General features: G+C 70.0%; 21 protein-coding genes and 4 pseudogenes. 14 read left to right on the top strand and 11 right to left on the bottom strand.

What is annotated here, in order from left to right:
- Nucleotides 1–48: 48 nt before the first annotated feature.
- Both rph and ACK1X7_RS08810 read left to right on the top strand, forming a co-directional pair.
- Nucleotides 49–2,664, top strand: coding sequence for a rifamycin-inactivating phosphotransferase (rph, locus tag ACK1X7_RS08815; protein ID WP_413114905.1), 2,616 nt, complete (start codon nucleotides 49–51; stop codon nucleotides 2,662–2,664).
- Between the two features lie 40 nt (nucleotides 2,665–2,704).
- Nucleotides 2,705–3,637 (top strand): serine hydrolase domain-containing protein, encoded by a 933-nt coding sequence (locus ACK1X7_RS08810; protein ID WP_413114904.1) that lies wholly within the window; start codon nucleotides 2,705–2,707, stop codon nucleotides 3,635–3,637.
- 29 nt (nucleotides 3,638–3,666) lie between these two features.
- On the opposite strand, the gene ACK1X7_RS08805 is transcribed toward ACK1X7_RS08810, so the two are convergent.
- Complete coding sequence (locus ACK1X7_RS08805; RefSeq protein ID WP_413114903.1) at nucleotides 3,667–4,638, bottom strand: aminoglycoside phosphotransferase family protein; 972 nt, start codon at nucleotides 4,636–4,638, stop codon at nucleotides 3,667–3,669.
- 107 nt (nucleotides 4,639–4,745) lie between these two features.
- Nucleotides 4,746–5,030: a hypothetical protein gene (locus tag ACK1X7_RS08800; RefSeq protein ID WP_413114902.1), complete on the bottom strand. Its 285-nt coding sequence runs from the start codon at nucleotides 5,028–5,030 to the stop codon at nucleotides 4,746–4,748.
- Between the two features lie 290 nt (nucleotides 5,031–5,320).
- Between ACK1X7_RS08800 and ACK1X7_RS08795 the strand changes: the two genes are divergently transcribed.
- The 3 genes and pseudogenes from ACK1X7_RS08795 to ACK1X7_RS08785 all read left to right on the top strand — a co-directional run.
- Nucleotides 5,321–5,974: a TetR/AcrR family transcriptional regulator gene (locus tag ACK1X7_RS08795; RefSeq protein ID WP_413114901.1), complete on the top strand. Its 654-nt coding sequence runs from the start codon at nucleotides 5,321–5,323 to the stop codon at nucleotides 5,972–5,974.
- A 136-nt stretch (nucleotides 5,975–6,110) separates the two neighbouring features.
- Nucleotides 6,111–6,312, top strand: a pseudogene (locus tag ACK1X7_RS08790) (ferredoxin).
- Nucleotides 6,309–6,669, top strand: a pseudogene (locus tag ACK1X7_RS08785) (FAD-dependent oxidoreductase); the annotation flags it as partial. The pseudogenes ACK1X7_RS08790 and ACK1X7_RS08785, both read left to right, overlap by 4 nt.
- A gap of 160 nt (nucleotides 6,670–6,829) precedes the next feature.
- Here the strand turns inward: ACK1X7_RS08785 and ACK1X7_RS08780 are convergent.
- A complete protein-coding gene (locus ACK1X7_RS08780; protein ID WP_385144300.1) occupies nucleotides 6,830–7,516 on the bottom strand; it encodes a DUF899 domain-containing protein in 687 nt (228 codons plus the stop codon).
- Between the two features lie 143 nt (nucleotides 7,517–7,659).
- On the opposite strand from ACK1X7_RS08780, the gene ACK1X7_RS08775 reads away from it, so the two are divergent.
- Nucleotides 7,660–8,352, top strand: a complete 693-nt coding sequence (locus ACK1X7_RS08775; protein ID WP_413114900.1) for a hypothetical protein — start codon at nucleotides 7,660–7,662, stop codon at nucleotides 8,350–8,352.
- An 8-nt stretch (nucleotides 8,353–8,360) separates the two neighbouring features.
- Here the strand turns inward: ACK1X7_RS08775 and ACK1X7_RS08770 are convergent, their stop codons facing one another.
- Nucleotides 8,361–9,059: a DUF4232 domain-containing protein gene (locus tag ACK1X7_RS08770; protein WP_398161099.1), complete on the bottom strand. Its 699-nt coding sequence runs from the start codon at nucleotides 9,057–9,059 to the stop codon at nucleotides 8,361–8,363.
- Between the two features lie 197 nt (nucleotides 9,060–9,256).
- Between ACK1X7_RS08770 and ACK1X7_RS08765 the strand changes: the two genes are divergently transcribed.
- Complete coding sequence (locus tag ACK1X7_RS08765) at nucleotides 9,257–10,717, top strand: helix-turn-helix domain-containing protein (protein WP_413114899.1); 1,461 nt, start codon at nucleotides 9,257–9,259, stop codon at nucleotides 10,715–10,717.
- Nucleotides 10,718–10,820: 103 nt separating this feature from the next.
- Entirely contained in the window at nucleotides 10,821–11,822 is a 1,002-nt protein-coding gene (locus ACK1X7_RS08760; RefSeq protein ID WP_361502877.1) for an alpha/beta hydrolase, read from the top strand.
- Between the two features lie 153 nt (nucleotides 11,823–11,975).
- Here ACK1X7_RS08760 and ACK1X7_RS08755 read toward each other — a convergent pair whose 3' ends face one another.
- Nucleotides 11,976–13,586: an MFS transporter gene (locus ACK1X7_RS08755; RefSeq protein WP_385144292.1), complete on the bottom strand. Its 1,611-nt coding sequence runs from the start codon at nucleotides 13,584–13,586 to the stop codon at nucleotides 11,976–11,978.
- 95 nt (nucleotides 13,587–13,681) lie between these two features.
- Between ACK1X7_RS08755 and ACK1X7_RS08750 the strand changes: the two are divergent.
- Nucleotides 13,682–13,966 (top strand): annotated as a pseudogene (locus ACK1X7_RS08750) (helix-turn-helix domain-containing protein); the annotation flags it as partial.
- 516 nt (nucleotides 13,967–14,482) lie between these two features.
- Nucleotides 14,483–15,181 (top strand): TetR/AcrR family transcriptional regulator, encoded by a 699-nt coding sequence (locus tag ACK1X7_RS08745; RefSeq protein ID WP_413116859.1) that lies wholly within the window; start codon nucleotides 14,483–14,485, stop codon nucleotides 15,179–15,181.
- 266 nt (nucleotides 15,182–15,447) lie between these two features.
- Here ACK1X7_RS08745 and ACK1X7_RS08740 read toward each other — a convergent pair.
- Nucleotides 15,448–15,900: pseudogene (locus ACK1X7_RS08740) on the bottom strand (aquaporin); the annotation flags it as partial.
- 10 nt (nucleotides 15,901–15,910) lie between these two features.
- On the opposite strand from ACK1X7_RS08740, the gene ACK1X7_RS08735 reads away from it, so the two are divergent.
- Complete coding sequence (locus ACK1X7_RS08735) at nucleotides 15,911–16,192, top strand: hypothetical protein (RefSeq protein ID WP_390792710.1); 282 nt, start codon at nucleotides 15,911–15,913, stop codon at nucleotides 16,190–16,192.
- Here ACK1X7_RS08735 and ACK1X7_RS08730 read toward each other — a convergent pair.
- From ACK1X7_RS08730 to ACK1X7_RS08720, 3 genes are read right to left on the bottom strand one after another with little or no spacing between them, the layout of a single operon-like run.
- Nucleotides 16,138–17,115 (bottom strand): quinone oxidoreductase family protein, encoded by a 978-nt coding sequence (locus tag ACK1X7_RS08730; protein WP_398161103.1) that lies wholly within the window; start codon nucleotides 17,113–17,115, stop codon nucleotides 16,138–16,140. The two genes, ACK1X7_RS08735 and ACK1X7_RS08730, sit on opposite strands and share 55 nt — an antisense overlap.
- 55 nt (nucleotides 17,116–17,170) lie before the next feature.
- Nucleotides 17,171–17,812 carry a CE1759 family FMN reductase gene (locus tag ACK1X7_RS08725; RefSeq protein ID WP_385144288.1) on the bottom strand — a complete coding sequence of 214 codons (642 nt, stop codon included), beginning with the start codon at nucleotides 17,810–17,812 and terminating at the stop codon, nucleotides 17,171–17,173.
- Complete coding sequence (locus tag ACK1X7_RS08720; RefSeq protein ID WP_398161157.1) at nucleotides 17,809–18,939, bottom strand: LLM class flavin-dependent oxidoreductase; 1,131 nt, start codon at nucleotides 18,937–18,939, stop codon at nucleotides 17,809–17,811. The genes ACK1X7_RS08725 and ACK1X7_RS08720 overlap by 4 nt, the downstream gene beginning before the upstream one ends.
- A gap of 247 nt (nucleotides 18,940–19,186) precedes the next feature.
- On the opposite strand from ACK1X7_RS08720, the gene ACK1X7_RS08715 reads away from it, so the two are divergent.
- Nucleotides 19,187–19,813: an RraA family protein gene (locus ACK1X7_RS08715; RefSeq protein ID WP_385116075.1), complete on the top strand. Its 627-nt coding sequence runs from the start codon at nucleotides 19,187–19,189 to the stop codon at nucleotides 19,811–19,813.
- A gap of 75 nt (nucleotides 19,814–19,888) precedes the next feature.
- Here the strand turns inward: ACK1X7_RS08715 and ACK1X7_RS08710 are convergent, their stop codons facing one another.
- The gene (locus ACK1X7_RS08710) at nucleotides 19,889–20,632 is read right to left on the bottom strand and encodes a flavodoxin family protein (RefSeq protein WP_390792585.1); all 744 of its coding nucleotides are present in this window, start codon (nucleotides 20,630–20,632) and stop codon (nucleotides 19,889–19,891) included.
- A gap of 326 nt (nucleotides 20,633–20,958) precedes the next feature.
- On the opposite strand from ACK1X7_RS08710, the gene ACK1X7_RS08705 reads away from it, so the two are divergent.
- Both ACK1X7_RS08705 and ACK1X7_RS08700 read left to right on the top strand, forming a co-directional pair.
- Nucleotides 20,959–21,687 (top strand): disulfide bond formation protein DsbA, encoded by a 729-nt coding sequence (locus tag ACK1X7_RS08705; RefSeq protein WP_413114898.1) that lies wholly within the window; start codon nucleotides 20,959–20,961, stop codon nucleotides 21,685–21,687.
- A gap of 2 nt (nucleotides 21,688–21,689) precedes the next feature.
- Nucleotides 21,690–22,238, top strand: a complete 549-nt coding sequence (locus ACK1X7_RS08700) for a dihydrofolate reductase family protein (protein ID WP_385157412.1) — start codon at nucleotides 21,690–21,692, stop codon at nucleotides 22,236–22,238.
- A 242-nt stretch (nucleotides 22,239–22,480) separates the two neighbouring features.
- On the opposite strand, the gene ACK1X7_RS08695 is transcribed toward ACK1X7_RS08700, so the two are convergent.
- On the bottom strand, nucleotides 22,481–23,245 hold the full coding sequence (locus ACK1X7_RS08695) for an alpha/beta hydrolase (RefSeq protein ID WP_413114897.1): 765 nt from the start codon (nucleotides 23,243–23,245) through the stop codon (nucleotides 22,481–22,483).
- Nucleotides 23,246–23,424 lie beyond the last annotated feature (179 nt).

The following is a 23,424-nucleotide window of genomic DNA, read 5'->3' as shown; positions in this document are numbered from 1 at the left end:
ATGGAGCACGGCCGCCTCGGCCGCCTCGGAGGTCTCGGAGGTCTCGCGATGAGTGAGCGGTATGTGCTGGATCTTCAAGAGGTTGCCGAGACGCAGGTCGCGGTCGTCGGCGGCAAGGGCGCGCACCTGGGCGGGCTGTCGCGGATCGAGGGCATCCGGGTGCCGGATGGCTTTTGCGTGACGACGGACGCCTTCCGGCGGATCATGGCGGAGGCGCCGTCGATCGACGATCACCTCGATCAGTTGTCGCGCGTGAACCCGGACGACCGGGAGGCGATCCGCACGCTCAGCGCGCGGATGCGCCGGACCATCGAAGCGATCGCCATCCCGGGCGATCTCGCGGCGGCGATCAGCGGCGCGCTCGCCCGGCTCGGCGGGCAGGCCGCCTGCGCCGTACGATCCAGCGCGACGGCGGAGGACCTGCCGACGGCCTCCTTCGCCGGCCAGCAGGACACGTACCTGAACGTCGTAGGGCCGACGGCGATCCTCCAGCACATCAGCCGGTGCTGGGCCTCGCTGTTCACCGAGCGGGCCGTGACCTACCGCCGACGGAACGGCATCGACCACCGTACGGTCCACATGGCCGTGGTCGTACAGCAGATGGTCTTCCCGCATGCGTCCGGCATCCTGTTCACGGCCGACCCCGTCACGGGCAACCGGAAGGTCGCCACCGTGGACGCCGGCTTCGGGCTCGGCGAGGCCCTGGTCTCCGGCCTGGTGAACCCGGACGTCTTCACGGTGCGCGACGGCGAGGTCGTCGCCAGGACGATCGCCGCCAAACAGCGTGCCGTGCACGCCCTGCCCGCAGGCGGTACGCGGGAAATGGCGATCGACGCGGAGCGGCAGGAGCAGCCGGCGCTGACGGACGCGCAGGCCGTACGGCTCGTGGAGCTGGGGCGGCGGATCGAGGCGCACTTCGGCTGCCCGCAGGACATCGAATGGTGTCTGGTCGACGATGGCTTCCAGATCGTGCAGAGCCGGCCGATCACGACCCTGTTCCCCATCCCCGAGGCCGGCGACCAGGAGAATCATGTCTACCTCTCGGTGGGCCATCAGCAGATGATGACCGACCCCATGAGGCCCCTGGGGATCTCCGTATGGCAGCTCACGGCGATGGCGCCGATGCACGAGGCCGGTGGGCGGCTGTTCGTCGACGCCACCCGGCGGCTGGCCTCGCCCGCGAGCCGCGCCGCCCTCCTGGACGTCGTAGGCAGAGGCGATCCGCTGATCAGGGACGCGCTGGAGACCGTCCTCGACCGCGACGATTTCGTCCCGTCGCTGCCGGACGCGGCTCCCGGCGGGCCCCCGCCCCGCGGCGCGTCCGCACCGATCGAGACCGATCCGGCCATCGTCACCGAGCTGATCGAGCGCAGCCGGACGTCCATCGCCGCCCTGGAGCGCGACATCCGGACGAGGTCCGGACCCGCGCTGTTCGACTTCCTGCTGGAGACCTTCGAGGAGCACAAGCGCGTCCTCACCGACCCGCTGAGCATGCAGGCGATCATGGCGGGGATGGAGGCCACCTGGTGGCTCAACGACAAGCTGCGGGAGTGGCTGGGCGAGAAGAACGCGGCTGACACGCTCACGCTGTCCGCCCCCGACAACGTCACGTCGGAGATGGGACTGGCACTGCTCGACGTGGCGGATGTGATCCGCCCGCATCCGGAGGTGGTGGCGTTCCTGCGGGGCGTCGAGGACATCGAGTTCGCCGAGGACGCAGCCTTCCTGGACGAGTTGGCGAAGCTCGCGGGCGGGGCCGAAGCGCGCGACGCCATCGAGTCCTACCTCGACCGGTACGGGATGCGGTGCGTCGGCGAGATCGACATCACGCGGCCACGGTGGCGCGAGCGCCCCACCACACTGGTGCCCGTGATCCTCGACAACGTGAGGAACTTCGAGCCGGGCGCCGCCGAGCGGCGCTTCGAGCAAGGGCGGCAGAAGGCGGAGAAGAAGCGACAGGACGTGCTGGCCCGCTTGCGGGCCCTGCCGGACGGGGACCGGAAGGCCGACGAGACCAAGCGGATGATCGACCGGGTCAGAACCTTCATCGGGTACCGGGAGTACCCGAAGTACGGCATCATCAGCCGCTACTTCGTCTACAAGCGGGCCCTGCTGGCCGAGGCCGAGCGCCTTGTGCGGGCAGGCGTGCTCCCTGACCAGGAGGACATCTTCTACCTCACCTTCCACGAACTCCACGATGTCGTGCGCTCGCACCAGGTGGACGGCCGGCTCATCCAGCAACGCAAGGAGGCGTTCCGGTCGTACCACGCGCTCACCCCGCCCCGGGTGCTCACCTCGGACGGTGAGGCCGTCACCGGGGCGTACCGGCGCGACGACGCGCCGGCCGGTGCCCTGATCGGGCTGCCGGTTTCCGCCGGGACCATCGAGGGACGGGCCCGCGTCATCCTCGACATGGCGGAGGCCGATCTCGCAGCGGGCGACATCCTGGTCACGGCCTTCACGGACCCCAGTTGGTCACCGCTGTTCGTCGCAATCGCGGGCCTGGTCACGGAGGTGGGCGGCCTGATGACCCATGGCGCGGTGATCGCCCGGGAGTACGGCTTGCCGGCCGTCGTGGGCGTCGAGCGGGCCACCCGGCTGATCCGGGACGGGCAGCGGATCCGTGTGCACGGAACCGACGGGTACGTCGAGATCCTGCCCTGACCGGCCACACCGAGCGGGTTGGCACGGGTGCCGGACTGCGATGGTCTCGGTTGACAACCTCGCGGCGCTGATGCTGGTCGACCGGGGACAGCTCGATCCGTACGCCCCGGTCGCGAAGTATTGGCCGGACTTCGCCGCCAACGGCAAGGAGCACATCGAGGTTCGCCACCTCCTCAGTCACACCTCCGGCGTCTCCGGCTGGGAGACTCCGTTCAGTACCGAGGACACCTACGACTGGGACTTCGCCACCCGGCGGCTCGCCGCCCAGGCGCCCTGGTGGGAACCGGGAACCGCGTCGGGATACCACGCGCAGAACCAGGGCCATCTCGTCGGCGAACTGGTGCGCCGGGTGACCGGCAAGTCCATGAAGGCATTCGTCGCCGACGAGATCGCCGGACCACTCGGCGCCGACTTCCAGATCGGGGCGAGCGAGGCGGACTGGAGCCGGATCGCGCCGATCACCCCACCGCCCCCACTCTCGTTCGACATGGCGGCTCTGGACCGCGAGGGCCCCAGGTTCAAGACCCTCGTCGGGCCGCCGGCCGATCCCGCATCCGCGAACACACCGGCCTGGCGCCGCGCCGACCTCCCCGCGCTCAACGGCCACGGGAACGCACGGTCCGTGGCGCGCATCCTCAAGGCCCTCGCGCTGGGCGGCACCGTCGACGGCGTTCGGCTGCTGTCGCCCGACACCATCGGGGTGATCTTCGACGAACAGAGCCATGGAACCGATCTCGTCCTCGGCATCCCCCTGCGATGGGGTATCGGGTTCGCGCTTCCCGAGAGCGAGTCCGTGCCCTACGTGCCGCAAGGGCGGGCCTGTTACTGGGGAGGATGGGGCGGCTCGCTGATCGTCATGGACCTCGACACCCGCACCACCATCAGCTACATGATGAACAAGATGGCACCGGGCATCATCGGTTCCGACCGGTCCGAGAACTACGTCCGCGCGATACAGAGTTGCCTGACCTGACATCCTCGCCCCGACCCGGGGCGGGGGTTTCAGAGCCGCTTTCGCAGCCAGCGCAGGGAGGCGAGGCCCAACGCGGTCATCATGGCCACGATATGGGGATCGGCGTCAGGGCCGGCCGCGGCAGCGGTCCGCAGGAGGAATCCGGCGTGCAGGGCGAGCACTTCGTTGATCCGGGCGGGGTCGAGGTCGCGGGTCAGTGGGTGGTTCTCGGCGATCGGCCGCGGGTCCACGCCGCTGAGGGACGCGCTCGACATCAGTGTGACCGCGTCACAGTGGCGGGGGCCGATCCAGGCATGCGGCCAGTCGACGACGAAGACACGGTCCGCGGTCAGCATGATGTTGAACGGGTACAGGTCTCCGTGCAGGAGAGTGGCGCCATCAAGCGAAGCGTTCTCTTCCAGGGCGGCGAGTTGGTCGACATGGTGGGCTGCCCACGGCGATAGCTCTTCGACCTTCCCTCTGATCGCGGCATCGCCCGCCATCGCCGACCACCCTCCAAGGCGCGGCTTGGCCAAGATTGCCTGATCCACGGGCGATGGCGTCAGGACCTCCGCCATCTCGGTGACTGCCGCGAGCGCTCTGTGGAGTTCCTCCCGTTGCCAGGGTTGAGCGGGCAGATGTCCCGGGATCTCTTGGAAGGCCAGCACAACCCAGGTGCCGTCGTCGTAGGCGTCGAGCAACCGTGGCGCCGGTACCTCCCTGGGAAGCCGCTCGGACACCGCGATCTCACGGCGGTGAAAGTCCGCCTCCGCCGGTGCCGTCAGTGAGTTTGCTGCCTTGATGAACGCACGCTCGCCGTTCCCCAGGCGCACGCGTGCGGCGAGGCCCTGGGAAAACCCACCCGGCTGACTGCTCGCCTGGGCCACCGGGCTGCCGAGCCGCTGCTCGATCCGGGCCGTCACCTCGCGCGGCAGCGCCGCCCAGTCCATCCTTCGGCTCCCTGTGGCCTCGGGCATGCTCAGGTCTGCGGCGGTGAGTCTTTCGTCGGAATCGCGTGCCATGGTGGCCTTCTCCGTCGTGAGCGAATGGCGTTATGTCTCGAGAGAGCGCTGGTGCCCCCCGCCATGCGCGCAGGGGGTCTATCTGGTCTCAGGCCGACTGGGCGTGGTCATATCCCTGCGCCTAGCAGGAAGGTGCTGCCGACCGAGTTCGGCAGGAAGGCGTCGGGCAGCCGGGTCGCCAGGGCCTGCTGGGCCGCCCAGCTTGTGCAGTGTGCGGGGACCACCACTTGGGGCGCCTCGGCGGCCGATTCGTCGATCGTCCGGTCGACGATCGGCCCGGACCGCAGGTGCAGGCCGCCCAGTACCCCGTACAGCCGCTGGATCCCTGTCACCTTCTGGGCGTGCCGGACGAGGTTGACGATACCCGCGTGTCCGCATCCGGTCAGGATCACCAGCCCCTTGCCCCGTAGGTGGAGTACGAGGGCCTGGTCGTCCTGGATGAGCTCGTCCGGCGACCATTCGCCGTCGAGGCAAGCCTGGTGGCGGCCGGTTGCGGCGCCGACTACTTCTCTGGGGAGCCCTCTGCGGGAAGCACCGGGCCGGGCATGCCCGTCTCGAAGTCGGTGCGACGTGCCGTTGCGTAGGCTTCCGGTGTTTGACCTCGTCGGTTCGGGCGAGGACCTGCGGCGGCATCTGGGGCCAGCCGTCGCGGAGCGTGTGAGGTCCCGGTGGGGCGGTGACGATGGCAGACAGAATGAGGCAGGACGAGCGGGTCGCCGCGACGCGGGAGGCGTTGCTGGGCGCGGCGGAGCGGCTGTTCGCCGAGCGTGGGGTGTACGCGGTGGCCAACCGCCAGATCAGTGAGGCCGCCGGGCAGGGCAACAACGCCGCGGTCAGTTACCACTTCGGCACCAAGGTCGACCTGGTGCGCGCGCTGGTGCGCAGGCATGCCGAGCGGATCGAGGGGATCCGGGCGCGGCTGGTGGCCGAAATCGGCGATTCCGCCGATCTGCGGGACTGGGTGGCCTGTGCGGTCCGTCCGACCACCGAGCATCTGGAGGCTCTGGGTCACCCGAGTTGGTATGCGCGGTTCATCGCCCAGGTCACGGCCGACCCCGCGCTCTACGCGATCGTGACCGAGGAATTCTCCGTCACCGCTCCATCGATGCGGGTGTTGCAGGAGGGTCTGAATCGCTGCTTGCCGGATCTGCCCGCCGAGGTGTACGCCGAACGCTCGGCCATGACGCGTCACTTGATCACGCAGATGTCCGTGGAGAGGGAGCGCGCGCTCGCCGACAACGCTCCTACCTCCCGTGCGACCTGGCATGAGGCCGCCACCGGCCTCATCGACGCGATCGTCGCGCTGTGGCGTGCGCCGGTCACGCCGGTGCCGTGACCGGCGGCCGGGGTCCGCAGGATTAAATCACTCGCTTGACTTCTTTAAATCGTCGGGTTTACTTACTTCGAAGGGTGATGCGGCGCGCACTCACGGCCGCGTCTTCATCCGATGAATCGACGAAGGAGCATCAGCGATGAAGGTCACCGTGGACGAAGACACGCGCTGTGCCGCGGGCACCTGCGGTGCTGATCGCCCCGGAGGTGTTCGACCAGCGCGAGGACGACGGCGTCGTGATCCTGCTCGACGCGGCCCCCGCCGGGAACCTCCACGCCGCGGTGCGTGAATGCGCCGCCGTATGCCCCGCCGGTGCGATCCAGGTGGGCGAGGGCGCATGAGCGCTCCCGCCGATGTTCTGGTGGTCGGAGCCTCCGCGGCCGGGCTCTCCACCGCGGAGGCCCTGCGGCGCAAGGGATTCCAGGGCGGCCTGACCGTCCTGGGCGCCGAACCGCATCCGCCCTACGACCGGCCACCGCTGTCCAAGCAGATCCTCTCCGGCACCTGGGAACCGGACCTGGCCTTCCTGCACCGAACCGCCGAACTCTTCCGCGCTGGACGCCGAGTTCGTGCCCGACGATCCGGCCGTCAGCCTCGACGCGGACGCACGCACCGTCCACATCGCTTCGGGCCGAGTGCTGCGGGCGGACGCGATCGTCGTGGCGACGGGTCTGCGGCCCCGCGTCTTCGCCGGGCAGTCGACGCGTTCACGTCATGACGGGCGGGGTCAGATCTCGTGGACGAGCCGTCCGGATGCGAAGAGGGCGGCCGCGGGCGGCTATCCGCCGCTCGAGGTCGCGCTCGCAGCGCGCGGGTCCGCCCGGAGACGGGCGCGCGGGTCCGCCCGGAGGCGGGCCCTCATGCCTCCGGGCCGTAGAGCGCGGCGATGTCCTGGGACCCGGCCCAGCGGCTGTAGGTGGGCGCCTGTGGCCAGCCGTCGGGGGAGTCCTGCCACTCCTCCTGCCGCCCGTACGGCAGCAGATCGATCAGCGCGAAGGAGTGGCTGAGCTGCTCGGTGCCACGGCCGTTGGTGTGCCAGGTGCGGTAGACGGTGTCGCCGTCGCGCAGGAACACATTGACCGCGAATCCTCCGCCGGGCGGTGCGCCGACGTCGGCACCGAACGGGCTGTTCGCCGTGGAGTACCAGGTCATCCTGTTCCCGACCCGCCGCTTGTAGGCGAGTGCCTCGTCGATCGGGCCCTGGGTGACGATGACGAACCGGGCATCGTAGTTGTCCAGGAAATCCAGCCGGGTGTACTGCGAGGTGAACCCCGTGCAGCCCGGGCACTGCCACTCCTCGCCGGCGAACCACATGTGGTTGTAGACGATGAGCTGCCTCTTGCCGTCGAAAAGGTCCGCCAGCCGAACGGGGCCGTCCTCGCCCTCGAGGGTGTAATCGGGCATCTCGACCATCGGCAGACGGCGGCGCTCGGCGGCGATCGCGTCGAGCTCCCGGGTCGCGGCCTTCTCCCGTACCCGCAGCGCTTCGAGCTGACGCCGCCAGGTGTCGGCGTCGACGACGGACGGTAGTGCGTCGGGGCTCATGGTCCGCTCCCTGATCATGTCTGTGGCCTGCTCTGTCCATGTGTAGACCTCGCTCGCTCGGTGAACTCATCGGTGGTGGCCAGATGACCGCTCGGTTCCCCGCCCCGACCGGTGAGACGGAGGCCCGCTCTAGGATCTTCGGCATGGCGAAGCGCGCGGTGCACCGGCGGGCCCGGAAGATCCTGGGCGAGGATCCCAAGGCCCTGGTCTGGTGCGAGATCCACAAGCCCATTCCCACACCGCCCAAAGAGGTGCACCGCGCCGCGGGCAAGGGACGGCTGAAGCCGGGCCACCACTGGCTGCTGTACGTCGGGGCCGTCGTGTTCTTCTTCGTCGTCATCCCGATGATGCTGATCGACAAGCTGGGTGGCCGACTCGACCGGCTGTCCCGGCCGCGACGCGACCGCCGACCGCGGGCCGGGGAGCCGCGGACTCCGCCGGACACCCGCCGCTCCGCCTCCGGCGGCGACCCTGCCCGCGATCCCCGGCAGGACCCCACCAACGGCATCTTCGACGGCGACTGGAACCTGACCGCGGGCCAACTGCTGCTGCGCTGGTACGGGCATTCACCCAACCCCAAGCGCCTGGTCATGCTGGCCCGCGATCGCGTCTGCGTCGCCACGTCCCCTCGCCGTCGGCTGTCGCCCACCAAGGCCGACGACTTCCGGACCTTCGCCGAGTTTCCCCTCGATCAGGTCCGCGTCGAGGGCGAGGCGGGCCGGCCACGCGGCTTCGCCACGTTCCGGCTCCGCTTTACCGACGGCTCCTGGCTGGAGGTGGGGCGGCTGGGCGAACCCGAGGACGCGGACCACTTCTTTCGCACCGTCAACAGTTGACGGTGGTGTTACCAGCTAATGGCGTCGTCCATCGACTGCTGCCAGTACGTGACCTTGAGGGAGTCGTCGATGTAGGCGCCCTTGGCGGGCAGCGGCGGGTGGGCGGCCGAGGGGACGTCCTCGTCGGCGGTGCGGCCCTGGAAGTAGACGGCCAGGGACTTCTCGGTGTGGCCGTTCTTACCGCTGCCGTCGGCGGCCGACAGGTTCACGGAGGAGTAGCCGGACTCGCCCGGGGCGAGCGTGACGACGGCCTGCGGCTTCGAGTCCTCGATCACCGGCGGCACCGACTGGGCCTCGCCGAAGCTGACGGCCGGGTAGCCGTAGAGGTAGCAGGTGCTGCTGCCGGTGTTGGTGACCGTGAGCAGCATGTGGTTCACGGGGCGGTTCAGGGGAGCCGCGACCGTCTTGGTGTTGGAGCCCTGGCAGGTGACGTCCTTCTTGCCACTCGTACCGGACTTGCCGGTGCCGGTCTTGCCGTTCCCCGACGCCGCGGGCACGTCCGTGGCCGACTTCGAACCGTCGGCGCCCGGCTTCGCGTCCTCCTGGGAGGACGAGCCGGAGGCGGACGCGGTCGAGGAGGCGCCCGCCGAAGAGCCCTCACTGCGGACGCCCTCTCCGTCGTTGCACGCCGTCAGGGAGAAGGCGGCGACCGCGACGGTCGCGGCGGCGGTCAGGAGGCGGATGCGGGAGGCACGGATGCTGGACATGTGGGTGAGCCCCTTCGGTGCTGCGGTGGGTGTGGTGCTTGGATGACCGGAGCTTGTGGGACGGCCCGTCCCAGCGGCCACGAATGCCGGGCAGTCGGAGACGCTGGAACGCGGAAACGGGCTTTGACCAGGGGGAACGTAAGGGACCTGGGACGCGGGAATGGGACGCGCCGGGTCACAGGGGAAGGGGAGCAACGGTGTCAGGGACGACAGGGGCCGCGGGAGCGACGGGGGCCGCCGGGGACGCGGAGGCGTTCGCGGAGCGGTTGCGGGGGCTCAAGGAACGCTCGGGGCTGAGCTACGGGACGCTCGCCAAGCGGCTGCACATGAGCACGTCCACGCTGCACCGCTACTGCAACGGCACGGTGGTGCCGGCCGATTACGCGTCGGTCGAGCGGGTCGCGCGGGTGTGCCGGGCGACCCCCGAGGAACTGGTCGAGCTGCACCGGCGGTGGATTCTGGCGCATGCGGCACGGGGGCGTAAGGAACAGGCGCCGGACGGGGCGGCGCGCGGCGCGGGCGTCGGGGCCGGGGAGCACGAGGGCGCGCCCACGCCTGATGACTCGGCGCGCGGCGCCGGGGGCGGCGGACTGCCCAAGGCGGCGACGCACCCTGCCGATTCAGGTGCTGGGCTGCCCGACGCGACGGGAGGAACGGAGTCGCCGTCCGAGGGAGCTCAGCTCCGCGAACCCGGTGGAACGGACGAACCGGGTCTCGGCGGCACCGTCCCACCCGCTCCCGTACGGCCCCGGCGGCGGCGCCGCACCGCGCTCATCGCGTCCGTCGTCGTGGCCGCGGTGCTGGGAGCCGTGGCGTTCGCCGTGAATCTGCCGTCCTCCGGAGACGACGGCGGTGACGAGAAGGCCGCGGGGGCGGGGGCCACCACACCGACCACCGCCCCCGGCCACGGGACCGGAGGCCGGGCCAACGACAAGCGGCCGTCCGCATCGACCTCTCCCTCCCCGTCTTCCCCCTCCCGGGGCGCGAAGACCGGCAAACCCTCCGCCCCGGCGTCGGAGCCCACCGCCCACAACGGCGGAGGCGCCGCCGAACGCCCCGGCGGCGCACCGGTCAACATCGCCACCCGCCCCTATGTCTACGACAGCCCGTGCAGCCAGCACTTCCTCGTCGACAGCGAGCCCGAACAGGTCGGCCCGCCCGCCACCGAGCCGGACGCACCCCGCTGGGCCGCCGCGTACGGCGCGGTCTCCTCGGGGGAGCAGCGCGTCGCCCTCACCGTGCAGGGCGCCGGGAAGGACACCGTCGTCCTGGAGGCGCTGCACGTACGCGTCGTCGCGAAGGGCGCCCCGCTCGCCTGGAACGACTACTCGATGGGCGTCGGCTGCGGCGGCGGCGTCGAAACCAAGTCGTTCGACGTCGACCTCGACAACGGCAGCCCCACCGCCACCGTCAAGAACGGCCAGCGCGACTTCCCGTACAAGGTCAGCGAATCCGACCCGGAGGTCTTCTACGTCACCGCCCACACCAAGGCACATGACGTCCGCTGGGACCTCGCCCTGGACTGGTCCAGCGGCGACCGCCACGGCACCGTGCACCTCGACAACAGCGGAAGCCCGTTCCGCACCAGCGCCGCCACCGGCCGCCCCGGCTACGACTACCCACTGGGCAGCAGCGAGTGGGCCAAGCGCGAGGAGTAGCCACAAGGGCCGCGGTCGCGGGACTGTTCGGCGGTCTGCGGGGGATCGGGGCTCGCGCGGGTAGTGACCAAGGCCACGGGGTTCCGGCGGTGTTGGTGCGGGCATGGCCGTTACAGTCGGCGCCGTGGACTTCCTCACCGACATCCTGGGCGAGCCCTACCAGGCGATCGACCTGCCGCTCGCGGCCGACCACGAGGGCGATGTCGTCGCCACGCTCGTTCGCCGCCGGTGCGCGGATCCTGGCGCCGCGGCTGGAGGCTCCCGCCGGGCGGTGCTCTATGTGCATGGCTTCGTCGACTACTTCTTCCAGACCCATCTGGCCGACTTCTACGCCGAGCGCGGCTACGACTTCTACGCACTGGACCTGCGCAAGTACGGCCGCTCACTGCGCCCGCACCACTCGCCGAACTACATTCACGACCTCGACGCCTACGACGAGGAACTCGACGAGGCCGTCCGCATCATCCGCGAGGTCGACGGACACGACACCCTGCTGCTCAACGGCCACTCAACGGGCGGCCTGATCAGCGCCCTGTACGCCGACCGGCGGGCCGGGCAGGGGACGATCGACGCGCTCTTCCTCAACAGCCCGTTCCTGTCCCTGCCCGCTCCTTCGCTGATCCGTACGCTCGGCGCCCCCGTCGTCGACCTCCTCGGACGGCTGGCGGCCACCCGCAAGCTCCCGACTCCGCTCAACCCGCACTACGTCCACAGTCTCCACCGTGACTTCCGGGGCAGTTGGGAGTTCGACCTGAGCCTGAAACCGGCCGAGGGCTTTCCCCTCTACGCCGGGTGGCTGGCGGCGATCCAACGGGGTCACCGGCGGGTGCGCCGCGGACTGGGTATCGACTGTCCGGTCCTGGTGATGGCCTCGACCGCCAGCACCGCCACCACCGAGTGGGACGACGCTCTGCTCCGTACCGACGGCGTACTGCGCGCCGACGACATCGCCCGCCTCGCACCCCGGCTGGGCCCGCGGGTCACCACCGTGCGCATCCGGGACGGGGTGCACGATCTGGTGCTGTCGATACCCGAGGTGCGAGAGCGCATCTTCGCCGAGCTCGATCTCTGGCTCCGCGCCTATCTGCCGGACCGGGCCGGGTAGTTCGCCGCGAGCCTCGGCGCGGTGTGGTCGGTGTGCGCCAGGACTACGCGCCGCGGAGTGCCCCGGCGGGAGGCACGAAAAAGGACGGTGCCGGGTGTCCCCTCCCAGCACCGTCCAGGGCCGTGTGCCGCTCAACGCACGGCCCGTCCGGGGTCAGCCGACCTCCGCGGGCTCCTTCAGGTCCTCTTCCGTCCGCTCCTGGCCGGGCTGGGGCGCGGCGGCCTTGCGGCCGGGCAGGACGGCCAGGACGATCAGGGCACCGGCGGCCATGATGAGGCCGCCGATGAGGCTGGTGTGCGCGACACCGTGGGCGAAGGACTCGTGCACCGCGTCCACCAGCGCCTGGGCCTTCTGGGGGCCGCCGCTCGGGCTCTTCGCGATCTGCTCGGCGACCGCGAGGCCACCGCCCACCGACTCCTTGGCGGCGTCCATGGCGTTGTGCGGAAGCTGGTTGCCCACCAGGTCGCTCAGCTTGCCCTGGTAGGACGTGCTGAGCAGCGAGCCCAGGAGGGCGATGCCGAGGGAGCCGCCGAGCTCCAGCGAGGTGTCGTTGGCGCCGCCGCCGACGCCCAGTTCGGCCTCGGGGAAGGAGCCCATGATCGTGTCGGTCGCCGGGGACACGCTCAGGCCGATCGCGAAGCCGAGCAGCAGCAGCGTCGGCAGGAAGTCGGTGTAGTCCGAGCCCTTGCCGATCTGCGTGAGCAGGAACACGCCCACGGCGCCGATGACCATGCCGGGCACGACCATGGCCTTCACCCCGAGCTTCGGGGCCAGCTTCCCGGTGACCGCGGCGCCGACGAACACGCCACCGGCCAGCGGCAGCAGACGAACGCCGGTCTCCAGGGCGTCGTAGCCGAGCACGAACTGGAGGAACTGCGTGGCGTAGTAGATCGAGCCGAAGGTGCCGAAGAAGAAGAACAGCACCGCGAGCATGGAGCCGCCGAAGGCACGCAGCTTGAACTTGCGGACGTCCAGCATGGGCTGGGGGTGCCCCAGCTCCCACAGGGCGAAGGCCAGGAAGCCCACGCCCGCGACCACGGCCGCGGTGACCGGGCCGGCGCCCCAGCCGAAGTGCGGGCCCTCGATGATCGCGTAGACGAGCGAGCCGACGGAGACGATCGAGAGCAGACCGCCGATGTAGTCGATCCGGCCCATGTCCTTCGCCTTGGACGGCGGCACCAGGAGGAATGCGGCGATGACGCCGACGATCGCGATGGGCACGTTGATCAGGAAGGTGGAACCCCAGGCGTGGTCCCGCAGCAGCCAGCCGGCGACCACGGGGCCGACGGCGATGGCGAGGCCGGAGGTCGCGGTCCAGGCCGTGATGGCCCGTGCCCGCTCACCCCTCGGGAAGATCGCCACCAGCAGGGACAGGGTGGCCGGCATGACCACGGCGGCGCCCACGCCCATGATCGCCCGGGCGGTGATGACCAGGTTGGTCTCGTCCACCTGGCTGCCCATCACCGAACCGCCCGCGAAGATCAGCAGGCCCGTGATGAGGGCGCCGCGGCGGCTGTACTTGTCGCCTATCGCGCCGAGCACCAGCATCAGCGCGGCGTAGGGGACGGTGTAGCCGTCGACGACCCATTGCAGGTCACTGCTGCTGAGGTGCAGGTCGGTGGTCATGTCGGGGGCGGCGACGATCAGGGATGTGTTGGCCATGACCACGATCAGCAGGCTCAGGCACAGCACGATCAGTGCCCACCAGCGCCGTGGATACGGCCCGGTCATCTTCTCGACCGGGGTGTTCGCGACGAGCGGCATCGGAAGCTCCTAGGGGGCGAAGCGGTCGGCTTCGGAGGTCGGCAGGAGCGGTGCGGGCTGCGGCCTTGGCACCGAGGACAGTTACTTGCCCATGGATGTGCAGACTAGTTTATTGCCCACCTGTGTGCAAATATTGCGTGCTCATTGATGGGCAAGCAGACCAGCCCCCGAGCAGCGGCCCTGGTGAAGGAGGTTCCGTCGTGCCCAACCCGCGAGTCCCGGCGGCCCCCGGGCACCGCCGGACGCGCACCACACGGGCCCGCATCCTCGAAGCGGCCCGCCGGGAACTGGACCGTGACCCCGACCGCAGCCTGGGCGACATCGCCGAGGCCGCCGGGGTGTCGCGCCGTACCGTCTACGGCCACTTCGCCGGGCGGTCCGCGCTGGTCGAAGGGCTCGTGGACGACGCCGTGGAGGCCCTTCGGGCGGCGCTCACCGCGGTCGCGCTCCCGGCCTCCGACGCCCCCACCGCCCTGGCGCGCTTCGTCCTCACCCTGTGGCCGGTCGGCGACCGCTACCGCATGCTGCTCCGGCTCGCCCCCCAGGACCTGGGCGCCGAACGGGCCGACCTCCTCGCCCCCGCCCGCGACATGGCCACGGCGATCATCACCGAAGGCCGACGGCAGGGCGTCTTCCACACCAGCCTTCCGCCGCCCGTGCTCAGCCGCGCCGTCGAGGCATACGTTCTGACGCTCCTGGAATGCGGGAACACCGGCACCTGGACCGACGACGGCACACGCACGGCCGCCGCCGCCCTCATCGCCGTGGGGTTCGACGGCGACCCCGCCCGGTGCGGTGGTGGTCCGCATGCCGGAAGCGATCCCGGAACGCGAGGAATGCCGCGTGTCAGAATGGACCTGCCGCTCCTGTCCGCCGTACCGCCCCCGAGGTTGTCCGTGACCAAGCCCGCTGCCCGCGTCCCGCAGCGACGCAACGCGCGCTCCAACCGGGCGCGCATCCTGGCCACGGCCCGCAAGGAACTCGGCCGGAACCCGGACATCACCTTGGAGGAGCTGGCGCGCGCCGCCGGTGTCGTACGGCGCACCCTCTTCGGCCACTTCCCCGGACGGGTCGCGCTGCTCGAGGCGCTGGCCGAGGAAGCCTCCGAGTCATTCCGGGACGCGGCGGTGGCCGGTGTGACGGGCGAGGGGCCCGCCGAGCGGGCGCTCGCGCAGTTCGCGTTGTCGATGTGGCCCGTAGGCGACCGCTACCGGATGCTCCTGGCACTGGCCCGGCACGACCTGGGCGCGGAACGCGTCACCGAGATCATCAAGCCCGCGCGGGACGAGGTCACATCCATCCTGGAGCGCGGACAGCGGGACGGCGTCTTCCACACCCATCTGCCTCCGGCGGTGCTCAGCGCGGGCCTGGAGGCGCTGACGGTCGCTCTGCTGGAGCAGGTCAACGTGGAGGCACTGGAGGACGACGGCACCCGAAGTGCCATTGCCATGCTCATCGCGGCCGGTGTGCCCGAGAAGCAGGCGTGTGCCGTGGTCGGGGACGTCGCCGCCACGGTCACTGGGGAAGCCACGGAGGCCACGGAGACGGCGGAGGCCGTTGAGGCCGCGGAAGCCACCGAGGCCATCGCCGACTGAGCCGTCGTACGGCGATGCGGACGGCGGGCCCGATGCGCGGCCCGCGCCGACCGGGCGGCCGGTGCATCGCGAGCATGAGCGGACCGGCGCCCTCGAAACGCTTCGACGCGGTCGACCGGGCGCGCGGGGGGCGAGTCGGCGCAGTCGGTTCCGCACAGCCGATACGTACGAACCGCGCGTCGCTTCAGGAACCTGTTGCGGAGTGAGGCCGCCGCCACAGCCCCCACCATGGGGGCGAGCAGATAGACCCAGAGGAAGTCGAGTCGGCCGGAGGCGATCGCCGGTCCGAACTGGCGGGCCGGGTTGACCGAACCCCCGGTCGTCGTCCCCAGCAACGGGACCGCCATGCCGATCAGCAGCCCGACGAGCCATGGCACCAGCGGCGCCAGCCGGGGCACCGACAGGAAGACCCCGACGAGAAGGACGATGACGGCCATGGAGGCGGTCTCCGCGACGAAGAGCACACCGGCCGACCATCCGATGCCGGGTTGCAGTGCCGCGTCGCTCACCGGCGGTCTGCCCGCCGCCCCGCCCCATACGGCCCGGCCCGCGAGCACACCGAGCAGGGACCCGGCGAGCTGGGCGACGACATAGGGAACGACGGCCACCCCGGAGAAGACCCCGAACCGCCACATGGCGAGCGAGATGGCCGGATTGATATGTCCACCCGAGGCCTTCCCGGCCGGACTGAGGATCAGCCCGGCGAGGAGCGGTCCCACGCACGCGCCGATGACCAGCAGTTTCACATGTGGGTACGGGATGGCCGCGGACACGGGCGAGGGCCCCGCGATCCAGCGCACGATGGTGGTGACCCCGAGGAGCAGCGCGAACGCCAAGAGGCACTCCAAGGCGCTGTTCCTGGCCACCGAGGTCCAGGTGACCGGGCCGGCCGGAGCGGGCGGGGCCGGTCGGCCGTCTGCTGCGCGGGCCCGGTCCATGCTGGTGGAAGCCTGGATTCAGGGGCAGATGACGACGCGGCCCCGTACCCGGCGGTTCTCCACCGCCAGGTAGGCGTCCTGACCGTCCTCCAGGCTGTAGCGGTCGGCGATCGGGAGGGGATGGAACTCTCCGGATTCGAAGAACGGCGCGAGCCGGTTGAGCCGGGCGCCCGACTCGACGACATCGCAGTTGAGGCTGTTGCATCCCAGGACATGGGTTTCGTTGCGGTACAGGTCGACGAGGTCGATCTCCACGGTCCGGGTGCCTATGGCACTGATCACCACGAGCCGGCCGCGCGGGGCGAGTGAGGCCAGGGCCGCCTGCGTCGTCACGCCACCGACCGCGTCGTACACCACCTCGACCCCATGGCCCGCGGTCAGCCGCTTGATCGTGGCGCCGATGTCCTGTGCGCTGCCGTCGAGCGCGACAAACTCCTCGATGATCGACGCGGCGGGGGTGTCGTCCGCGGGCCGGACCCGGTCCACGCCGATCACCCGGGCGCCGACCGCGTGGGCGATCTGCGCGACGGCGCCGCCCACACCCCCCGAAACGCCGAACACGGCGATGTTCTCGCCCTTGGCCAGTTGCGCGGCCTCGATGGCGCCGAGCCAGCCGGTGATGAAGCTGATTCCTACGGCCGATGCCTCCTCGAAACTCAGCCGTTCGGGCTTGCGGGCCAGTGCCGCCGCCGGAATGGAGAGCAATTCCGCGTGCGAGCCATCGCGTGCGAAGCCGACATCTCCTCCGGTACCCCACACCTCCGCACCGACCCAGTTCTCCGGTCCGTCGAGGACGACGCCGGAGAAGTTGCGTCCCGGGGTGTGGGGGAGCGGGGTTCCTCCCATCTGCCCGGCGACATTCTTCAGGTCCGAGGGATCCACCGAGGCGGCCTTGACGGCGATGACGGCCTCCCCACCCTCCGCCACCGGGTCGGGCATATCGGCGAGGTGCAGGATATGGGGGTCACCGAAGCGGTCGAAACGCAGAGCGCGCATGACGAACCCTTTCTGAGGATGGGACATATCCGCCGGGCGGGCGGTGGTGTGCGCCTCATGCCAGATCCGTCGGCCGGCCCGGGCCCACCCCGGTCGTGTCGCCGAGCAGCCGCTGCATGGAGGCGAGATCTTCGTCCGCCAGGTCCCGATGTACCCGTGGACCGCAGGCCCGCAGCAGACGGGAGAAGTCGGCCGCGGCGTCGGTGATGCGTTCCGCCAGGGCGGCGCCCGACTGGGAGCCGAAATCGCTGGTGGCGGCGTAGACGGCACGGGGCGAGACGATCGCGTGCAGATAGGTGAGCATCGGGCGCAGCGCGTGTTCGAGGACCAGCGAGTGCCGCTCGGTTCCGCCGGTCGCGCCGATGAGGACGGGCAGGTCCGAGAGCGTCTGTTCCGGCAGTACGTCGAAGAAGGACTTGAACAGGCCGCTGAAGGAGGCGTTGAAGGCGGGTGTGACGGCGATGATGCCATCGGCGTCGGCGACCGTTCGGAAGGCGGATTCCAGTTCGTCCTTGGTGAATCCCGTCAGCATCGCGTCCATGATGAGGTGGCCCAGGGGACGGAGTTCCACGAATGACGCCTCGACCTGTTCGCCGTGTTCTGCGAGTTCCCTGGTCACAGCCGTCACCAGCCGGTCCGCGAGGAGTCGCGTCGAGGACGGCTCGCGCAGACCGCCGGTGATGATCGCCAATTTCATCGCGCTTCCGGCTCCTCTGCGTCGTGTTCATCGTCGGACTGCGGCTTTTCCTCGGACTTACGGGCACGGAGCAGGGACGCGTGTGTCGGGGCGGGCGGGACGTCGGCCGGTCTGCCGACGGCGAACTCCTTGCGGAGCACCGGCACCACTTCCTCACCGAGCAGATCGAGCTGTTCGAGCACCGTTTTGAGCGGAAGACCCGCGTGGTCGATGAGGAAGAGCTGGCGCTGGTAGTCGCCGGTGTAGTCGCGGAAACCCAGCGTTCGCTCGATGACCTGGGCCGGTGAGCCGACCGTCAACGGCGTGAGGGTCGTGAAGTCCTCCAGCGAGGGGCCGTGTCCGTAGACCGGGGCGTTGTCGAAGTACGGCCGGAACTCCTCGACCGCCTCCTGGCTGTTGCGACGCATGAAGACCTGCCCGCCCAGGCCGACGATGGCCTGTTCCGGGGTGCCGTGACCGTAGTGCGCGAAGCGTCGGCGGTACATCTGAACCATCGACTGCGTATGGGAGGTGGGCCAGAAGATGTGGTTGGCGAAGAATCCATCCCCGAAGTAGGCCGCCAGCTCCGCCACTTCGGGGGTGCGGATGGAGCCGTGCCAGACGAAGGGCGGGACGTCGTCCAGTGGCCGTGGCACCAGAGTGAAGCCTTGCAGGGACGAACGCAGCTTGCCTTCCCAGTCCACCACTTCCTCGCGCCAGAGGCGGCGCAGCAGGCCGTAGTGCTCGACGGTCAGGGGGACGGCCTGGCGGATGTCCTGCCCGAACCACGGGTAGACGGGCCCGGTGTTTCCCCGTCCCAGCATGACGTCCGTACGACCGCCGGACAGGTGCTGGAGCACGCTGAAGTCCTCGGCAATCTTGACCGGGTCGTTGGTCGTGATCAGCGTGGTCGAGGTCGAGAGGATGATGCGCTCGGTCTGCCCGGCGATATAGCCGAGCAGCGTCGTCGGCGAGGACGGTACGAAGGGTGGGTTGTGGTGCTCGCCGGTGGCGAAGACGTCGAGTCCGACCTCCTCGGCCTTGCGCGCGATGGCGACGGTGGCCCGGATGCGCTCCGCCTCGGTGGGGGCTGTCCCTGTCGTGGGGTCGGTCGTGACGTCACCGACCGTGAAGATGCCGAATTGCATCCCCGGCGCTTCGGACGAGTCCATACGGAACTCCCTCCGGATCTACTGTCCGGGTTGTTCACAATTCTCCCAGCGTTGGGACCGCCATGCAAAAAACGCGTGCCGGCTGGGGAGGGGCGGTCGTCCCGGCGCTCCGCGCCTCGTCACCGGGCTGCCGCGCTACGGCCGGGTGGCTAGCATTGACCATATGGTGTGCCCGGTATGGGGGGTGATCGTCCGGTGCTGCGATGAGAGGGAGGAAGCGACGATGGCCAGCGATCCGAAACCCGTGCCCGACCGTGTCTCCTGCGCGTCGCTGGTCGACGCCATGGGCCGGGTCCACGGTCACCGGGCGCATATCGTCGGCCTCGTCAGCCCCGCGCCACGAAAGCTGTTCGGCCCGGCCGCCACGATCGCCTATGTGCCCTACCGCGACGATGTCCCGCACGCCGAGTTCGGCGATCTCTTCGGCCAGGCGGTGGGCGACCGTCCGGCGGGCACCGTGCTGGTGCTCTCCAGCGGAGGATATTCCGAGGTATCCCACGGCGGTGGAACGAAACTCTCCAGGCTCGAACACACCCATGCCGCCGGAGTCCTGGCGGACGGGCGACTGCGCGACTTCGACCAACTGGCCACCTACGGCTTCGCGACCTGGTGCCGGGGAGAGGCGAGCCGCTGGGGCGGCGACATCGCCATGCCCTATGCCGTCAACGTCGCCGTGGAAGTGGGCGGCGTATGCGTGGTCCCCGGGGACTATGTCTACGCCGACGCCAGCGGCGCGGTCGTGATCCCGAGCGGAAGCCTGCGGCGGGTGATCGACGAAGCGGTGAAGGTCGAGGCCGAGGATGCCCGCACCGCGGAGGAGATCCTCGGCGAGTACCGGGCGCCCTCGTGAGCCACCGATTCTCGTAGGGAGGCCGGGCCGGTCGGCGGCCCTCTCGCAGAGATCCTCGGCAACCTCGGCGGGGCCTCAGCGGTAGTCGGGGTTGGGGTAGTCGAAGCGGCAGCCCGCCTCCCACTCGGAGCGCTGGTTGCCGTGGGCGGGGATGCCGTCGGCACGCTTGAGCATGGCCCCCAGATGCATCAGGTTCCAGGTCATGAAGGCGGTGTTGCGGTTGGTGAAGTCGTTCTCCGGGCCGCCCGAGTCCGGGTCCAGGTACGACGGCCCCGGTCCCGCCGCGCCGATCCAGCCCGCGTCGGCCTGCGGCGGGATGGTGTAGCCGAGGTGCTGGAGGCTGTAGAGGACGTTCATCGCGCAGTGCTTCACACCGTCCTCGTTGCCGGTGATCAGACAGCCGCCGACGCGTCCGTAAAAGGCGTACTGGCCCTTGTCGTTGAGCAGACTCGAGCAGGCGTAGAGACGTTCGATCACCCGCTTGGTCACCGAGCTGTTGTCGCCGAGCCAGATCGGCCCCGCCAGCACCAGGATGTCCGCCGCCATCACCCGCCCGTACAGCGTGGGCCAGGCGTCGGTGGCGAGGCCGTGTTCGGTCATGTCCGGGTAGATGCCCGTCGCGATGTCGTGGTCGACGGCCCGGAACTCGTCCGTGGTGACCCCGTGCGCATCCATGATCGCGCGACTCCGGTCGATCAGCCCCTGGGTGTTGCTCCGCTGCCCGGACGGCTTGAGTGTGCAGTTGATGTACAGGGCGGTCAGATCGTCGAAGCGGTACGCGTCATCGGTCGGGGTGGCGGTGGATGGCGACGCTGCCATGGGGGCTCCTCATACGGGACTGCTGGCCCGGCGGGCCGGGCCAGGCTCAGCAGCATCTCGCGAAGATCGCCGTTTGTCTCCTTACGACTCATTTCACGCGTGTTCATACACTTCGGCAGACCAAGCCGCGGATCGACGCGAGGGATGGCCAGGGCGTTGTCCGTCCACCTTCCTCGCCAACAACTCACGTACGGTATTCGGAAGTTGACAGGTGTGGGCAGGGCGACCGCACCGGCCGGTGCGGCCGACGCGCCGGACGTACCCCGTACCCCCTACCCCGCACCCCGGAACGGCTACATGCTCACGCGAGCGGTGAGGAGCACGCCATGGCGACGACAGCGACCGTGGACTTCTGGTTCGACCCCGCCTGCCCCTACACCTGGCTGACCTCGCGGTGGGTGGTGGAGGCGGCCACGGTCCGGCCCCTGGACGTGCGCTGGCGCGTCATGAGCCTGGCGGTGCTCAACGAGGGCCGTGACGACGATCCCGAAGGGGACCCCGAGGGCTACCTGTGGGTGCCCGTACGCATCTGCGCCGCCGTCCTGCGGCAGTACGGTCAGGAAGGGCTGGGTGCGTTCTACGCCGCCCTCTGGGCCGATCGCGGTGACGGCGGCGCCAAGCAGTGGATGAACGACCCCGGGGCGGCGCTGGCCGACGCCGGGCTGCCTCCGGAGCTTGCCGAGGCCGGGTCCCGCGGCGACTACGACGGCGCGGTGCGTGCTTCCCACGCCGAGGCCATCGCTCTCCTCGGCCCTCATGTCGGCACTCCGATCGTCGCCGCCCCGGACCCGGGCGGTGACGCCGACGCGCGGATCGCCTTCTTCGGGCCGGTGCTGTCCCGGGTCCCCCGGGGCGAGGAGGCCGGCCGGCTCTGGGACGCCACCTTGCTGGTCGCGGGCGCCCCCGGCTTCCATGAACTCAAGGGCGCACCGGCCGATCCGTCCCCCGACGCGAACGGCGTCGCCGGACCGATGAGTTCTGTCGCCCCGGCCGGTCTGCACTCTCGACACGTTGAACACGTTGACCACGCGACGTCGACCGACAAGGAGCAGTGACCGTGCGGAAGATCATCGAGCAGGCGGTAATCACCCTGGACGGCCAGATCAGCACCCCCCAGAACTGGCTCCCCACGCGGTGGGCCGGCGAGTTCGGGCAACTGTCCAGAGACCTGCTCTTCTCCGTCGACGCGCTGCTCTACGGGCGGGTCAGCTACGAGAACCACGCCGAGGTGTGGCCGACCATGGAGGAGGCGTTCGGCGACTACGCGATCCGGATGAACACCATCCCCAAGCACGTGGCGTCGCGCACCCTCACCGAGATGAAGTGGAACGCCACCCCGCTCGGGGACGACGTCGTCGACGCCGTACGCAAGCTGAAGGAACAGCCGGGCGGCGACATCCTCAAGGTCGGCACCGGCGGCTCGTTCAGCCGGACACTGCTCGAACACGGGCTGGTCGACGAGTATCTGTTCTGGCTCTTCCCCGTCATCGCCGGCAGCGGCGAACGGCTCTACGACGGGATCGACACCACGGAGTTCGACCTGATCGACGTCAAGCGGCTCACCAACGGCGTCCTCGGCCTCACCTACGTTCCGACCGCCCGCTGACACCACAGTCATCGGACCGAAGACGTAGGCGACGAGTTCGACGTCCGATGGCCCTCACACCACCTGGTATTGCACGCCGGCGCTCGGATTGTGACGGGGGCGTGCCCACGATGAAGCCGTCCGATCGGGGCGGTTGTGAGTCTGCCGGCCGCCGCTCATCGAGGAGGGCCGTGGCCTGTCCTCGATGAGCGGCATGTCGGCCGACAGCGGCTACCGTCTGCTGCCGGTCCGACGGCCCGGTCTCACTTCAGATGTCGGGTGAAGAACTGGGCCGCGGCGTCTGCCGCGAATTGCGGGACGCCGGTGTGTCCGCCCATGTTGGCGTGCAGGGACTTCTCCTTGGAGCCGAAGGCGTCGAACAGGTCCAGGGCCGCCTGCCGGTCGTTGCCTTCGTCGTCCCATTGCAGCAGGACGTGCAGTGGAATGGTGATCTGCCGGGCCTCCTCGAACATGGCGCGTGGCACGAGACTCCCGGCGAAGAGACCGGCGGCCACGATGCGCGGTTCGACCACCGCCAGCCGGATGCCGATGGAGATCACTCCCCCCGAGTACCCGACCGGGCCGCCGATTTCGGGCAGCGAAAGGAGGGCGTCCAGGGTGGCCTGCCATTCCGGGACCGCCTTTTCGACCAGTGGGAGGACGAGGGCTTCGACGATCTCGTCGCTGACCGGCCCGCCGGCGTCCATCGCCCGGCGCAGGTCGGCGCGGGCCTGCTCGGCGGCGGGCCAACGGGGCCGGTCGCCGCTTCCGGGGAGCTCGATGGTGGCCGTGGCGAAGCCCTCCGCCGCGGAGTGCCGGGCCCGGGCCACCAGTCGGGGGTACATCTTGCGCAGCCCGAGGGGAGGGTGGCCGAGCAGGATCAGCGGCACCGGTGCGGATGCGGATGCGGATGTGGGTGCGGATGTGGGTGTGGGGGCGGGGGTCCACAGGATGCCGGGGATCTCGCCGAGGGTGAATTCGCGCTCGAGGACACCGTCGTCGAGGCGCTGTTCGGAAGTGAATCGCATGGTCGTGCCTTTCGGGAGGGCTCTGAAACGGCGCTCCCGGACGACCTATCGCCCGACCGTGACCCCGGAGGGGAGCACCCATGTCGATACTGTGTTCACGGGTACCACCTCCTCGATCTCTCGCACGGCCTCCGGAAAAGTAGCAGCGGTCGCCGTGGTCCGCCAATGGGTTTTTGCCG

This window comes from Streptomyces sp. CY-1, from assembly GCF_047218265.1.
In the GTDB taxonomy this organism is placed as follows: domain Bacteria; phylum Actinomycetota; class Actinomycetes; order Streptomycetales; family Streptomycetaceae; genus Streptomyces; species Streptomyces niphimycinicus.
The sequence above is the reverse complement of the archived record's forward strand: the minus strand, read 5'-3'. Positions and strand labels throughout refer to the sequence as shown.

Coding starts and splice junctions, on each gene's coding strand:
- rph (WP_413114905.1), top strand. CDS start 49: ATGAGTGAGCGGTATGTGCTGGATCTTCAAGAGGTTGCCGAGACGCAG.
- ACK1X7_RS08810 (WP_413114904.1), top strand. CDS start 2,705: ATGGTCTCGGTTGACAACCTCGCGGCGCTGATGCTGGTCGACCGGGGA.
- ACK1X7_RS08805 (WP_413114903.1), bottom strand. CDS start 4,638: ATGGCACGCGATTCCGACGAAAGACTCACCGCCGCAGACCTGAGCATG.
- ACK1X7_RS08795 (WP_413114901.1), top strand. CDS start 5,321: ATGGCAGACAGAATGAGGCAGGACGAGCGGGTCGCCGCGACGCGGGAG.
- ACK1X7_RS08780 (WP_385144300.1), bottom strand. CDS start 7,516: ATGAGCCCCGACGCACTACCGTCCGTCGTCGACGCCGACACCTGGCGG.
- ACK1X7_RS08775 (WP_413114900.1), top strand. CDS start 7,660: ATGGCGAAGCGCGCGGTGCACCGGCGGGCCCGGAAGATCCTGGGCGAG.
- ACK1X7_RS08770 (WP_398161099.1), bottom strand. CDS start 9,059: ATGTCCAGCATCCGTGCCTCCCGCATCCGCCTCCTGACCGCCGCCGCG.
- ACK1X7_RS08760 (WP_361502877.1), top strand. CDS start 10,821: ATGGCCGTTACAGTCGGCGCCGTGGACTTCCTCACCGACATCCTGGGC.
- ACK1X7_RS08755 (WP_385144292.1), bottom strand. CDS start 13,586: ATGCCGCTCGTCGCGAACACCCCGGTCGAGAAGATGACCGGGCCGTAT.
- ACK1X7_RS08735 (WP_390792710.1), top strand. CDS start 15,911: ATGACCAGCAGTTTCACATGTGGGTACGGGATGGCCGCGGACACGGGC.
- ACK1X7_RS08730 (WP_398161103.1), bottom strand. CDS start 17,115: ATGCGCGCTCTGCGTTTCGACCGCTTCGGTGACCCCCATATCCTGCAC.
- ACK1X7_RS08725 (WP_385144288.1), bottom strand. CDS start 17,812: ATGAAATTGGCGATCATCACCGGCGGTCTGCGCGAGCCGTCCTCGACG.
- ACK1X7_RS08720 (WP_398161157.1), bottom strand. CDS start 18,939: ATGCAATTCGGCATCTTCACGGTCGGTGACGTCACGACCGACCCCACG.
- ACK1X7_RS08715 (WP_385116075.1), top strand. CDS start 19,187: ATGGCCAGCGATCCGAAACCCGTGCCCGACCGTGTCTCCTGCGCGTCG.
- ACK1X7_RS08710 (WP_390792585.1), bottom strand. CDS start 20,632: ATGGCAGCGTCGCCATCCACCGCCACCCCGACCGATGACGCGTACCGC.
- ACK1X7_RS08705 (WP_413114898.1), top strand. CDS start 20,959: ATGGCGACGACAGCGACCGTGGACTTCTGGTTCGACCCCGCCTGCCCC.
- ACK1X7_RS08695 (WP_413114897.1), bottom strand. CDS start 23,245: ATGCGATTCACTTCCGAACAGCGCCTCGACGACGGTGTCCTCGAGCGC.